Consider the following 13,919-nt stretch of genomic DNA (forward strand, 5'->3'; position numbering starts at 1 on the left):
GGAGGAAGTCTGCGAGCCGTACCTCGTGCGCGCCGGCATGGTTGCCCGCACTGGCCGGGGCCGCGTGGCTACCGCAGCCGCCTGGCGCCATATTGGATTGGAACCGCCCGAGGGTACGTTGGGCGAGACGCTGTTTTAGAAGCCGCGTCGCGGCGTTTTGGCAGCCGCTAGATGTGGGTTTCTGGCACACTGTCCTGTTATGGAATACGCATTTCTACTCGTTATCGCCCTCCTTATTATCCTGCCTAGCTTCATGACTATGCGGAAGCAGAAGGAGCACCAGAACAAGCTGCGCAACCTCCAGGAGAACCTGGCCCCGGGGCAGGAAGTTATTACTGCGGGCGGCATGCACGGCACCGTGGTTGCCACCACCGAAGGCGATGTGCAGCTACAGATTGCCCAAGGCGTTGTCGCAACCTTCGACAAGATGGCCATCGTGCGCACCGTTGAAGCCGAGCAGCCTGGCGAGGCCCGCGACGTCGACAATGCACGCGTTGCGGATGGGACCGCTGAGCCTGTTGAGTCAGTTGAGTCTGCTGAGGATTCGCAGCGTTAGCTGCTGGTGTAGCACTGGTCACACTCAGTGCTACAGCTGAGATCCCGTTGAGTTAATGGCCCGTCCATGACGTATCATGAGGGATCGTGCTCGTGCGCCAGTAAAACATTGGCCGCACGAATTATTCACTTTTAATTTGTTAAACCCTGTTTCTAGTTGCACAGGAGAACTTCTTGTCCGCAAAAAATCGTGGCGCATTGCGCAACAAAAACAGGCAATGGCCCAAGCGCGCCATGGCCTTGTTTGCGCTAATCGTCGTTGCTATTTACGCCCTTATTTTCCTAACCGGCCCGCGCGAGGCTTCGACGAAGCTCGGCATCGACTTGCAGGGCGGTACCCGCGTGACCCTCGTGCCGCAGGGAGAGGAACCGACGCCGGATCAGCTCAAGCAGGCACGCGACATCCTTGAACAGCGCGTCAACGGTATGGGCGTTTCTGGCTCCGAGGTGGTTATTAACGGATCCACCCTCGTTATCACCGTCCCTGGCGAGGACGCCTCCCAGGCACAGGCAGTGGGCCAGACCTCCCAGCTTCTGTTCCGCCCTGTTGCGCAGCAGACGATGCCGGATATGTCCAAGCTGGAAGACACCTTGCAGGATATGGCTAACCGCTGGGTGGAATACCGCGTTATCACCCCTGAGCAGGCCAATGAATCCCTGAAGAAGGTCAACGATGCAATCCAGCAGGGCGCAGAGCAGGCTGGCAACAAGGATGCTAAGAAATCCGAGGCACCGAAGGTCACCGCTAAGCCAAAGGAAGAGCCTTCCAACTCGCTTGAAAAGGCAGACTTCCGCGATGAGATGACTAAGATGCTGCTCAAGGACCGCCAGTCTGAAGACGCCACGACTATCTCCGCGGCTTCCGCACTGATGCGTTGCGACGCCGATACCGATCCGCTCGCCGGCACCGACGATCCAGCCAAGCAGTTCGTGGCTTGTGACTTTGCTGATAAGACGCCGTACATTCTGGCGCCGTCCCCGCTTCTCGAGGGCATTAAGGATCCAAACGGCACTCGCCTGACCGGTAACGAGATCGACACCAACAAGCCGATCGACGGTGGCCTGAACTCACAGACCGGCCAGATGGAAATCAGCTTCGCGTTCAAGGACGGCGATGGCCCGAACGGCTCCGAGACATGGTCCAAGCTGACCCAGGAGAACCTGCAGAAGCAGGTTGCCATCACCCTTGACTCCGCGGTTATCTCCGCACCTGTCATCCAGGGAGCAACCCCGGTTGGTTCTGCTACCTCCATCACCGGTGACTTCTCCCAGGAAGAAGCAAGTAGCCTGGCTAATAACCTGAAGTACGGCGCACTGCCGCTTTCCTTTACCGGTTCCAACGGCGAGCCTGGCGGCACCGTCGAGACTGTTCCGCCATCACTGGGCAAGGCAGCTTTGAAGGCGGGCCTTATCGCCGGCATCGTCGGCTTCCTCCTCGTGGCTGCATACTCCCTGTACTACTTCCGCGCACTTGCTGGCGTTTCCCTTATCACCCTGGTTGCCTCCGGCATCCTGACCTACGGCGCCCTGGTTCTGCTGGGCCGCTGGATTGGTTACTCCCTGGATCTTTCCGGCATCGCTGGTCTGGTCATCGGTGTGGGTGCCACGGCTGACTCCTTCGTGGTCTACTACGAACGCATCAAGGATGAGCTGCTCGAGGGCCGCTCCTTCCGTTCCGCCGCCACCAAGGCCTGGGAGCGCTCGCGTGCCACCATCGTCACAGGTAACGCCGTGACGCTCATCGGCGCCGTCATCGTCTACTTCCTCTCCATCGGTGAGGTTAAGGGCTTCGCCTTCACCATGGGCCTTACCACTGCCTTCGACTTGGTTGTTTCCTTCCTTGTCATGGCGCCGCTCATGCAGCTCATCGGCGGCAAGCCTGCGGCTGCGAAGCCCGCAATGAATGGTCTCGGCGGCATCTACGCGCTCGTCGAGGAGCGCCGCGCCCGCGGCTACTACGCAAAGACCCCGGCGGCAGGAAAATCCGATGCGTCCCGCCTGTCCGAGGAGGAGAAGTAAGCATGACCTCTAGCGTTAAGTCCCACAAAATTTCCAAGCTGGACCGCCTCTACGAGGACGAGGGCGGATTCGATTTCATTGGCCGTTCCAAGACCTGGTACGCCATCACCGCAGCCCTCGTGGTTGCTGCCATCCTGGCGATTGCCATCCGCGGCTTTAGCCTTTCCCTCGACTTCGAGGGCGGTACCAAGCTCAACATGCCTGCAGGCGACCTCGTGGCCGAGCAGGTAGGAGACACCTTCGAGGAAGCAACCGGCATCGAGCCGGAGATGGTGCAGATCGTCGGTGCTGGCGATTCCCGCACCTTGGAGATCACCACCGAGCGCCTATCCCAGGAGCAGGTCGACACCGCTCGCCAGGCCATCCTTGAAAAGTACGAGCCGAAGGATGAGTCCGGCGAGGCCACTCCGGATGCGATTGGCTCCTCCACGGTCTCTGAGTCCTGGGGTTCTTCCATCACCGAGCGCATGTTGCTGGCCATGCTCGTATTCTTGGTCGCCGCCACCATCTACGTGGCAGTGCGCTTGCAGCGCGACATGGCTTTCGCCGCCATTTTGGCGCTGATTCTCGACGGCGTGATCATCGCCGGCATTTACGCCTTGTTCGGCTTGGAGGTTTCCCCGGCCGTCATCATTGGTCTGCTGACCGTTCTGACCTTCTCCATCTATGACTCTGTCATCGTCTTCGACAAGGTCAACGAGAACACCGAAGGCTTCGAGGGGCAGCGCAAGCGCACCTACGGCGAGCTGGCCAACTTGGCTACGAACCAGACCGTCATGCGTTCGATTTCCACCTCGATCATCTCCGTGCTGCCAATCATCGCGCTGTTTGTTATCGCGGTCTGGCTCATGGGCATCGGCACTCTGCGCGATCTCGCGCTTATCCAGCTGATCGGCGTTATCGAGGGCATTTTCTCCTCGCTCTTCCTTGCTACTCCATTGCTGGTTACCTTGGCTAACCGCCGCAAGGCAGTAAAGAAGCACAATGCTGCCGTCAAGGCCTTCCGCGCCGAGCACGGCGAGGATGCCACCGAAGAAGACACAACAGAGGCAGCCAAGGGTTCGCGAACCGTGGCTTCGCCCCAGCGTGCGGCAACAGGCGAGAAGGCGGCGTCGCCAAGCACTGGCGAGAATGGCACCCCACGTAACCTGGATACGCCGGGCAGCGCTGGCGCAAGCTGGCGCCCGGGCCGTTAAGCACAACGGGGCGAAAAGGAGCGAGTACTACCGTGGTAAACACACCACAGAACGAGCGTCATTGGAGCAAGCGAGCTGCGATGGCGCTCCTCGCCGTTGTCGGGCTAAGCGCAACGGCGTGTTCGAATGGGGCAGGCGAGGATTCCGCTGGGCAAGCCAAGGATTCTGGCTCTCACTCCACGGACTATTTCGGTTACATGGTCAACACCCGTCTGGCCACCACCAATGCGGGAACGTCCTTTGGCAACGCTGCGAATGCGGCCCAGCTGTCGAGCCGCCTATACCCAGGCATCTACATGCCGGGCCCATCGGGGCAGATGATTCCAAACTCGGACTTGGTGCAGACCGAGGAGATACCGGCCAGCCCGGAGAACCCATATAAGCAGGTCAATTTCACCTTGTCGGAGCAGGCAACCTTCTCCGACGGCGTTCCGGTGACCTGCGATGACTACCTGTTGGCATATACCGCTGGCGTCATGCCAGCCGAGTTTGGTTCGCACATGCCGCTTACTAGCGAGATCGCGCATTTTGATTGCGCACCCAACGCGAAGAAGTTCACCATCACCTTCAACAAGGACCAAGGCGATAGGTGGCGTTACCTCTTTGGCCCGGGCACCGTCATGCCGGCGCATGCCGTGGCTAAGAAGGCCGGGATGAACCTAGAAGAGCTCAACGCGGCGCTGTCCACGCAGGATCCTGCGTCCTTACAACAGGTCGCCGAGACCTGGCGCTACGGTTTCTCCACGACAGCCGAGGACTTTGATCCCGCGCTGCAGGTTTCCTTTGGCCCCTTCGTCGTGGATAAGGTCGGGGAGTCCGGCGAGGTCATCCTGCGCGCCAATGAGGAATACTTTGGTGATCAGCCCTCTACTGACAGGGTTGTGGTGTGGCCAAATACCGCAGATGCTAAGGCGCTGCGGGAGTCTGGTAACCTGCGCGTCGTCGACGCAGGCTCCGCTAAGCCGAAGTGGCTGCCGGCCGCCGACGAGGAAAGCCCCTATGAGGTTGAGCCCACCGTCGGCGGGTTGACCGATGCGTTGACGCTGTCGCAGGCTGGCGTTTTTCAGGAGCCGTGGGCGCGTCAAGCCTTCGCGGCCTGCATCGACCAGTCCCGCCTGGCCAAGGTCAGTTCGGACATCTCCGGCGTGGACGTGCCGCCGGTCTACACACGCACCCTGCGTCACTCCGACCCGGTAGGCACACACCTTAGCGATATCGCGGATGCGCACAAGAAGGCGGACATGACCAAGGCCTCGGAACTTTCGGGCAATACCATCAAGATTGGCTACTTAGGCCCCGATGAGCGCTATGCCGCGATGGTGGAGGAAATTAAGTCCATGTGCGAGCCGGCCGGCATCACCATCGAGGACCAGTCCGCCGAGTACATGTCCCAGCATTACCTCGAGATGGATCCGGTTACATGGACGCCTACCATCGACGTCTTCTTGGGTCCTGTCGATCCAATGAGCGAGTACACCACGCCCGATGCCGATATCTCGAATCTGAAGGAGATTCGAGGCGCGGAGGAAAAGCTCTGGGAGGATGTGCCTTCCATTCCGGTGGCAGCACAGCCGCGCGTGTTCATCGTGGATCGCAACGTCAAGGGAGTAGTGCCTTACACTGGCAGCGCGGGCATTGGCTGGAACATGGACCGCTGGGCCGTGAGCGCTTCCGCGAGCTAGTGCGCAGACCTTTCCACTTAACACTGATTTTTAATAAGGATTTTTAGACCGTGAGTGAAGTTTATTCAGACGCTGCACGTGCACTGGCGGAAAAAGTCCGCCTAGTGAAGGACTTCCCGGAGGAGGGCATCCTCTTTGAGGATCTCACGCCCGTGCTAGCCGACGCCGATGCTTTCCAAGCCGTCGTCGATGGCCTTGCGCAGGCTTGTAAGGACCTGGGCGCCGACATGATCGGCGGCCTGGATGCCCGCGGATTCCTGCTGGGGTCAGCCGTGGCCTATAAGCTGGGCCTGGGAATTCTGGCCATCCGCAAGAAAGGCAAGCTGCCGCCACCAGTACTGACCCAGGAATACACCCTAGAGTACGGCTCCGCGGCGCTGGAGATTCCGGCCGATGGCGTGGACATCAAGGGCAAACGTGTCGTGCTTGTCGACGACGTGCTGGCAACCGGTGGCACCCTCTACGGCGCGAAGTTGCTTTTGGAGTCCGCGGGTGCGGAAGTTGCCGGAAACGTCGTGGTGCTAGAGGTCAATGGCTTAGCCGGCCGCGAGCGATTGGCAGGTGTTCCGCTGGTAGTGCTCAATCAGGCGGGCGCGACCGGCTAGAATGATGTGGCTAAGGCCATACTAGGGCCATACTAGGCCAAACACATCACCCCCATGACCTATGAGGAGGGCGACGCCGTGACCACTGAGAAGTCGACAAAGCGCCCTAATGGCGGCATGCGCAGCATGTCCGCCCGTTTAGCGCGGTCTTTGACCGGCGGAAGGGTAAGGATCAACCCGGTTTTGGACCCACTTATGTCCATTCACCGGCAGTTTCACCCCAAGGCCGATGCAGAAGTGCTCAACAACGCTTATGACACTGCTGAGCGCCTCCACGAGGGGGTGTTCCGTAAGTCGGGGGAGCCGTACATTACGCATCCGCTGGCGGTGGCCACGATTGCCGCGGAGATCGGCATGGACACCACCACCATCGTTGCGGCGCTGCTGCATGACACGGTGGAAGATACCGACTACTCGTTGGATGACCTCACGCGCGACTTCGGCCCGGAGGTTGCCCGGCTTGTCGACGGCGTGACGAAGCTGGACAAGGTCGCCTTGGGCGCCGCCGCGGAGGCGGAGACGATCCGCAAGATGATCGTGGCCATGGCTACTGACCCGCGCGTGCTGGTTATCAAGGTCGCCGACCGCCTGCACAATATGCGCACCATGCGCTTTTTGCCGCCAGAGAAGCAGGCAAAGAAGGCGCGCCAGACCCTAGACGTCATCGCGCCGCTGGCGCACCGCCTCGGCATGGCGAACGTGAAGTGGGAGCTGGAAGACCTTTCCTTTGCCATCTTGTACCCGAAGAAGTACGACGAGATTGTACGCATGGTGGCAGATCGCGCGCCTTCGCGCGATCGCGCCCTTAAGGAGATCCAGAAGCAGGTTGGTGCGGCGCTGCGTGAAAACGGCATTCAGGCCGAGGTCATGGGCCGCCCGAAGCACTATTGGTCCATTTATCAGAAGATGATGGTCCGTGGCCGCGACTTTGCGGAGATCTTCGACCTCCTGGGCATCCGCATCTTGGTCGATGACGTCAACTCGTGCTACGCCGCCATCGGCGTGGTCCACGCGCTCTACCAAGCGCTGCCGGGCCGGTTTAAGGACTATATTTCCTCCCCGCGCTTCGGCGTCTACCAGTCGCTGCACACCACGGTGATTGCAGAAGGCGGCTCCACCCTGGAAGCTCAGGTGCGTACGCACGAGATGCATTACAACGCCGAGTTCGGTGTGGCCGCGCACTGGCGTTACAAGGAGAAAAAGGGCAAGAACGGCGCCGGCGATGCCGAAGTCGACCAGATGGCGTGGATGCGCCAGCTGCTGGATTGGCAGAAGGAAGCTGCAGACCCGAACGAGTTCTTAGACTCGCTGCGCTATGACCTGACCACCAAGCAGATCTTTGCTTTCACGCCCAAGGGCGATGTGGTGACTCTGCCAGCGGGGTCCACGCCGGTGGACTTTGCCTATGCCGTCCACACTGAGGTGGGGCACCGCTGCATCGGTGCGAAGGTCAACGGCAAGCTGGTGGCGTTGGAATCCCAGCTAAAGTCCGGCGACAAGGTAGAGATCTTTACCTCGAAGGATCAGAATGCCGGTCCTTCGCGTGATTGGCAGGAGTTCCTAGTATCGCCGCGCGCGAAGGCGAAGGTGCGCCAGTGGTTTGCCAAGGAGCGCCGCGAAGAGCACCTAGAGGCCGGCCGCGACGCTTTGGCCGCGGAAATCCAGCGCGGAGGCTTGCCGATGCACCGCCTGTTCACCGCATCCTCGATGCGCCAAGTGGCAGAGCAGTTGCACTTTGACGACGTCGATTCGCTCTACACGGCAATCGGCGCGGGCCACGTCTCGGCCCAGCACGTGGCTAACCAGTTGATGTCGCTCTTCGGCGACCAAGACGATGCCGCTGAGGCACTGGCGTCACGTACTTCGCTCACGGAGTTGGAGAACTCCCGTACTCAACGCACCACCGATTCCGAGAAGGGAACCGGCATCCTAGTGGAGGGTAGCCCCGACGTCATGGCTAAGCTGGCGCGCTGCTGCCAGCCCGTGCCTGGTGACGCCATCTTCGGATTCGTCACCCGTGGCGGCGGCGTTTCGGTTCACCGTGCAGATTGCACCAATGCCGAAAAGCTCAAGCAGGAACCAGAGCGCATGATGAAGGTGGAGTGGTCCTCCGGCAAGGGCGCCGCCGGCGAGTTTGCTGCGAGCGTCCAGCTCGAGGCCATCGACCGCCAGGGCCTGCTGGCTGAGCTGACCGGCGTGTTCAGTGAGCAGAAGCTCAACGTGTTGTCCATGAGCTCCAATCGCGGTGATGACCACATCGCCACGATGCGCTTTACCTTCTCCATCTCGGATACCAAGCAGCTGGGCCAGCTTATGACCACGCTGCGCAACACCGAGGGCGTCTTCGACGTCTACCGCGTAACGGCCTAGAAGGTAAAGCCCAGACCGTGACGGCGGGACGCCGTCACCCTCACCCAACCTAGGGTGAGGGTTTCTTAATGCCATATAGCTGGCGGTTTGCGGGCAGGTGAACTTTCCGGGCATGCCCGGTAAAACGCCAGGTAAAAGCATTTATGTGGGCTGCGAAGGTGCCTTAAAGCGACTATAAACAAGACGTTCGTACCTCTCTCATGAAACAGGAGAACTCGTGAAATTTCGTCGCTTTGGCCAGCTGCTCGCTGCCTCTACCGTTACTGCCGTCGCTCTCAGCGGAGCCCCTGCCTTCGCGCAGGACAACACCGTGACTATCTCCGTCAGCAACATCACTGACATCCACGGTCATTTGGAAAATGGCCTGCCCAAGGACAAGACCGTAAAGCCCGGCGATGAGATGGGCGCGGCTCTGCTGCAGTCGCTGATTAAGAAGGTCAACGAAGGCCAAGAATATGCGCTGACTTCCTCTGGCGATAACGTGGGCGGTTCTGCATATATCTCCGCCATCTCTGAGGATGAGTACACCATGGACGTTCTCAACGCGATGGGCCTCGATGCTACCGCAGTGGGCAACCACGAGTTTGATAAGGGCGTCGATGACTTGCGGGACCGTATCCAGCCGCACTCCGAATTCCCGATCCTGGGCGCAAACGTCCTGCAGAATGGCAAGCCGATTCTCGATGCTTCCATCGTCCAGGAAATCGGCGGCGTCAAGGTGGGTTTTGTTGGCACCGTTACCCAGAACACCGAGTTCAAGGTTGCCCCGGCAATGATTCCAGGCGTGACCTTCACCGACCCAGTTGAGGCCACCAATAAAGAGGCAAAGCACCTGAAGGAATCCGGCGAGGCTGACGTCGTCATCGCGCTCTTCCACGAGGACGCCCAGCAGTTCGCCGACGGATTCAGCACCGACGTTGATGCGCTCTTCGGCGGCGATACCCACGTGAAGACCCAGGGCGAGGTCGCCCGCGAGGGCGCCCTGCCGCTGCAGTGGGCGCAGGGCCACGAGTACGGCAAGCTGCTCAACGACCTGGATATCACCTTCGACACCAAGGCGAAGAAGGTCACCGACATCAAAATGAAGCAGTACGACGCGACGGACGCGGCTTCGCTTAGCGAGGATGCCGAAATCGCCGCGATCGTCGATGAAGCTGCGGCCAAGGCGGAGGAGCTCGGTGCTGACGTCGTGGGCACCATGCCAGAGGCGCTCTTCCGTGGCTCCGATGAGGGCAAGGGTTCGGGCTCCAACCGCGGCGTGGAATCCACCCTGAACAACTTCATCGCGCAGGCACAGCGCAAATCTGTGGCGAAGGCCGTGGGCAAGGAGATCGACCTGGGCGTCATGAACGCCGGTGGTGTGCGCGCGGACCTGCCTGCAGGCGAGGTCACCTACAAGGATGTCTTCACGGTGCAGCCATTCGGCAACGCCGTGGCTTACGGCAAGGTTTCCGGCGCTGACCTCATCAAGGCTCTGGAGAACCAGTGGCAGGAAGGCGCATCTCGTCCGCGCCTGGCCATGGGCCTTTCCGATAACGTGCAAGTGGTTTATGACCAGACCGGTGAGCACGGTAGCCGCATTAAGTCCGTGACCATCGACGGTGAGCAGGTCGACCCGAGCAAGGACTACACCATCGCGCTGTCCACCTTCCTCATCGGCGGCGGCGACGGCTACTTCGCTGAGGGCGCCATCAAGGATGTTGTGGACTTGGGTTACATGGACACTCAGGCCATGATTGATTACATCAAGGCTGGCGAGCCAGCCGCTCGTGAGGGTCAGGGCCAGATTGGCGCACACATCACCGGCGAGGTTAAGCCGGGCAATGAGATCACCGTGGAGCTGTCCTCCCTCAACTACACCTCTGAGGGCGAGCCGATGGCAAAGACCGCCACGGTCAAGCTGGGGGATGAGACCGCCACTGCGGATATCGACAACGCGAAGCAGGACGGTGACGACCAATTCGGTGAGCGCGGCCGCGCAACGCTGAAGCTTAACGTGCCGGCGGACTTCACTTGCGATACCCCGCTCGAAATCACCACCGACGCTGGTACTAAGGCAACGCTGCCGCTTGACGACGCCACCTGCAGCGACGAGCCAGGCAAGGAAGATACTACCGACAGCTCCTCGCTGAGCTCCCTGTCCTCCCTGGACTCCGGTTCTTCCAAGGGCCTGGGCATTGCTGCGGGGGTCATCGCTGCCATCGTGGGAATCATCGGCGTGGTGGGCATGAACATGCACATGCTGCCGGCGCCGGTGCGTGCTTTCATTGAGAACCTGCGCAAGCAGTTCAACATCTAAGCACTGCAGTCTAAAGCAAGGCACCGGGGAATCTTCTCCACGGTGCCTTTGTCTATCCAAGCTCCGTAAAGGAAATGCGTGATAGTAGAGTAGTTTGACGTGGATATTGTGGATTTAATCGGGCGTGAGTCGGCTTATCAATTAGGCATTGAGCCACACCGCATTCCCGTGGTCCTTCTTGCCACCATCGGTATCTACTTGGCCTTTATGATTCTGGTCAAGCTCTTTGGCACCCGCGTGCTGACGTCGATGACTGCTTCCGATGCCGTCATCATCATTATGTTCGGTGCCGTGGCCGGCCGTGTCATCGTGGGCAATCCACCGACCCTTGCCGCCGGCGTCATCGGTCTTCTAACGCTCATGGTCCTGGAAGCCGCCTTCGGCACCATCCGCCGCTACATCGGCTGGTCCCGCTACCTTGACCGCCGTCCCGTGCTGTTGGTCTACAACGGCGAGCTGGTGCGTGAAAACATGCATTTCGCTCACATCACCGTCAGCGACGTAAATTCCGCAACCCGCAAAGCCGGACTCGGCCGCCGCGGCGACATTCAGATGATGATCCTCGAACCCACCGGCCAAATTTCCGTCATCAAAATCGGCCAATTCGTCGACCCGGACCTCTTCCGCGACATCCTCGGCGCTGAGCTCATCGAGGGCATGGACGACAAACCAGGGGAGAAGTAGCTGTGCATTGGGCTGTTCGTAATGCCAAGCTACCTGGAAAGCTCTGATAAAAGCTCCGGACTTCTGACAACTTAATCTTTTTCGAATATTCTTTCTTCTGATGAGCGACACTAATGAGGAAGAACCCCCTAACACGCAGATGGCGGAGCCAATGACACCGAAGAGTCAGGATCGATCGCTGAAGACTCGAGACAGGCTTATAGGGTGGTCTGTTTCCTTGCCTGGCGCACTTTGCATATTGCTCGTCATTGTTATCATCGGAGTTGCTGCAGCATTCCTTCTGACTTGGTGGCTTACGGGTGACGAGTGGAAAGATGTCATTTTAAAGCTCGTGAATTACCGTGGGGCGATTCCGAACGCAATTGTTGCTGTTGTAGGTCTCGTAATCGCCTGGCGTTCGTTCAAGCAAAAACAAAGTTCAGATAGGCGCGATGCCTACTACAACAGAATCGAGTGGGCAATGAATCTAACTCTTGATAGCGACGAAAGAAAACGTCGAGCAGGATGGCAGTTGTTGCCAACGCTCGTGACAATGTCTGATCGCTCCGATGAAGACGAGACGTTTGTCCAAGCAATATCGGAATACATCAAGGAGAATTATGAGAATGGGGTAGAGCGTGAGCACTCGACGACGGAATCTAGTGAGGAAGCGTAAACGCCTCAATCTTTACCCAGGAAAAAGGGTGGATTACGCTGTATCAGCGATGTAAGGTTAAGGGCACCGAAAGAGGAGGGACGTGCCATGACGATTGCAGATAGGTCTGCTCAGAATTCTCAGGCGATTTCTGACGAAGAGTTTGAAGCGCTGGAAGAGGCACATTTCTTCATGAAGGCATACATGCAGCGTTTGAATGAGCCACGTAACCTTCCCTGGTGGGAGAAAGTCTTGGGCGTGTTCGGTATTCGACGAATTGTGCGCTAGCAGAGCTTTATTGAGGAGCACTCAAATAGGAATTCCCTCGATGCCGTTGTTTGCATCGAGGGTTTAGTTTTGCGCGTGATGCGTTCTCTGGCATCGGTGCTTAGCTGAAACCGTCCGGTGCATCACTGAAACCACAGCAGGTCAGGCATAAGAAAACCGCCCACCAAATGGTGAGCGGTTGTTCTAGATCTTCGGATCGAGTTTAGAAGATCTTGAAGTACTTGTTGACGAAGCCGAACAGTGCGCCGAGGGCGGTGATGACTGCGGTGGCAACGCCGATCCACTCCTTGACGTCCTTTGCCGTGAAATCGTCGGAGGAAGAGGAAGAGGAACCTTCCTTTTCAGGGGTCTTGGTCTCCGTAGGGGTTTGAGTAGTAGTAGGAGCAGCCGTTGTGGTAGTGGAAGTAGTTGCGGCTGGGGTTGCAGCCATAGCAGCGCCAGCGCCGCCGAAGGAGATGGTAGCGGCTGCAGCAGCTGCAACCAGTGCCTTGCGGGAGAAGAACTTCATGTGTTCAATCCTTAAGAGTTTGGGAATTTCAAAGACCCCACGAATGTTAGTTCCGGCCCTGAAGATATGCAACCGAAAAAGCGAAAAAGTTCATCCTGTGAAGTATCTGTAGGTATGTTGTGTGCAGGAGAAATAGGAAAAATGCACTAGATGATAGAGCCTATTTTGTGAAAAGGCCTGCGCACGCATAAGAAAATCTCAGCTACCTCTGAAAAAGGTGCATGTAAGACGAAGCCCCCTGGGCATACCCATCAGGGGTGCCCAGGGGGAGACGAAAGGACATCTATTTGTCGGCGCTTAGGCTTCGACAGACGCCTCCTTGATCTTGATTTCCTCGGCCGGCTTGCCGTCGGAGGCACCGCCTTCGACGCCGATCTTGGCGATCTTGTCCATGGTCTCCTGGCCCTTGTCGGTCAGGTCGCCGAAGTAGGTGTACTCAGGCGTGAGCATGGAGTCGGCGTAGTTGACGAAGAACTGGGAGCCATTGGTGTCCACGCCGGAGTTGGCCAGGGCGATGGAGCCTTTCGGGTAGGTCACCGGGTTCTTGGTGTCAGCTTCATCAGTCTCGTCGGTTGGGTACTCGTTGGCGAATCTAAAACCAGGGCCGCCGGAGCCGGTGCCGGTTGGGTCACCGCACTGCAGGACGCTCAAGACGCCGGAGGTCATGCGGTGGCAGATGGTGTCGTCATAGTAGCCCTGATCCGCCAGGTCCGAAATTGCGTTGACGGCACACGGAGCCTTAGCGCGGTCGAGCTCCATTTCGATGTCGCCCTTGTTGGTAGCGAAGTTAACCTTCACCGTTCCCTTGGTGGAGACATCCTTGCCGTCCGGAACCTTCGCACCGTTGGCATCCTGGCCGTCCTTTTCGTAGGTGCACTGCACGCTCGCAGGCAGTGCCTCAGCACGCTTGCCGGACAGTGGCTTGGCATCCGGGGTGTCCTGAGCAGTGGTCTCTGCGGCGCTGGATTCTTCGGCCACGCCCTTCTCATCGGAATTATCGCGGGTGGCGAAGAAGTAGATGCCGCCGACCAAGGCGAGGATAACTACGAGCGAGGCCGCGACGACGCCCAGAGGGCGGG

General features: G+C 58.9%; 13 protein-coding genes. 11 read left to right on the plus strand and 2 right to left on the minus strand.

Annotated features, from left to right (window positions below):
* From HMPREF2724_RS12470 to HMPREF2724_RS10205, 11 genes are all read left to right on the plus strand, one after another.
* The coding region (locus HMPREF2724_RS12470) for a Holliday junction DNA helicase RuvB C-terminal domain-containing protein (RefSeq protein ID WP_305764397.1) at positions 1-139 on the plus strand (139 nt) is incomplete at its 5' end.
* 60 nt (positions 140-199) lie between these two features.
* The gene (gene yajC / locus HMPREF2724_RS10160) at positions 200-556 is read left to right on the plus strand and encodes a preprotein translocase subunit YajC (RefSeq protein ID WP_070433166.1); all 357 of its coding nucleotides are present in this window, start codon (positions 200-202) and stop codon (positions 554-556) included.
* Between the two features lie 233 nt (positions 557-789).
* Positions 790-2,574 carry a protein translocase subunit SecD gene (secD, locus tag HMPREF2724_RS10165; protein WP_201040720.1) on the plus strand — a complete coding sequence of 595 codons (1,785 nt, stop codon included), beginning with the start codon at positions 790-792 and terminating at the stop codon, positions 2,572-2,574.
* A 2-nt stretch (positions 2,575-2,576) separates the two neighbouring features.
* A complete protein-coding gene (gene secF, locus HMPREF2724_RS10170; protein WP_070588485.1) occupies positions 2,577-3,770 on the plus strand; it encodes a protein translocase subunit SecF in 1,194 nt (397 codons plus the stop codon).
* Between the two features lie 32 nt (positions 3,771-3,802).
* A complete protein-coding gene (locus HMPREF2724_RS10175; RefSeq protein ID WP_246815070.1) occupies positions 3,803-5,452 on the plus strand; it encodes an ABC transporter substrate-binding protein in 1,650 nt (549 codons plus the stop codon).
* A 50-nt stretch (positions 5,453-5,502) separates the two neighbouring features.
* Positions 5,503-6,057, plus strand: coding sequence for an adenine phosphoribosyltransferase (locus HMPREF2724_RS10180; protein ID WP_070588488.1), 555 nt, complete (start codon positions 5,503-5,505; stop codon positions 6,055-6,057).
* Positions 6,058-6,111: 54 nt separating this feature from the next.
* Complete coding sequence (locus HMPREF2724_RS10185) at positions 6,112-8,427, plus strand: RelA/SpoT family protein (RefSeq protein WP_371326273.1); 2,316 nt, start codon at positions 6,112-6,114, stop codon at positions 8,425-8,427.
* Between the two features lie 217 nt (positions 8,428-8,644).
* Positions 8,645-10,726, plus strand: coding sequence for a bifunctional metallophosphatase/5'-nucleotidase (locus HMPREF2724_RS10190; protein WP_061922790.1), 2,082 nt, complete (start codon positions 8,645-8,647; stop codon positions 10,724-10,726).
* Between the two features lie 99 nt (positions 10,727-10,825).
* On the plus strand, positions 10,826-11,410 hold the full coding sequence (locus HMPREF2724_RS10195) for a DUF421 domain-containing protein (RefSeq protein ID WP_061922787.1): 585 nt from the start codon (positions 10,826-10,828) through the stop codon (positions 11,408-11,410).
* Between the two features lie 100 nt (positions 11,411-11,510).
* Positions 11,511-12,065, plus strand: coding sequence for a hypothetical protein (locus tag HMPREF2724_RS10200; RefSeq protein ID WP_141741049.1), 555 nt, complete (start codon positions 11,511-11,513; stop codon positions 12,063-12,065).
* Positions 12,066-12,152: 87 nt separating this feature from the next.
* The gene (locus HMPREF2724_RS10205) at positions 12,153-12,332 is read left to right on the plus strand and encodes a hypothetical protein (protein WP_061922781.1); all 180 of its coding nucleotides are present in this window, start codon (positions 12,153-12,155) and stop codon (positions 12,330-12,332) included.
* A 202-nt stretch (positions 12,333-12,534) separates the two neighbouring features.
* On the opposite strand, the gene HMPREF2724_RS10210 is transcribed toward HMPREF2724_RS10205, so the two are convergent.
* Both HMPREF2724_RS10210 and HMPREF2724_RS10215 read right to left on the minus strand, forming a co-directional pair.
* Complete coding sequence (locus tag HMPREF2724_RS10210) at positions 12,535-12,840, minus strand: hypothetical protein (protein WP_061922779.1); 306 nt, start codon at positions 12,838-12,840, stop codon at positions 12,535-12,537.
* A gap of 297 nt (positions 12,841-13,137) precedes the next feature.
* A partial coding sequence (locus HMPREF2724_RS10215; RefSeq protein WP_070588491.1) for a peptidylprolyl isomerase occupies positions 13,138-13,919 on the minus strand: 782 nt, incomplete at its 5' end.

The sequence above is a fragment of the Corynebacterium sp. HMSC071F07 genome (assembly GCF_001810285.1).
In the GTDB taxonomy this organism is placed as follows: Bacteria; Actinomycetota; Actinomycetes; order Mycobacteriales; family Mycobacteriaceae; genus Corynebacterium; species Corynebacterium simulans.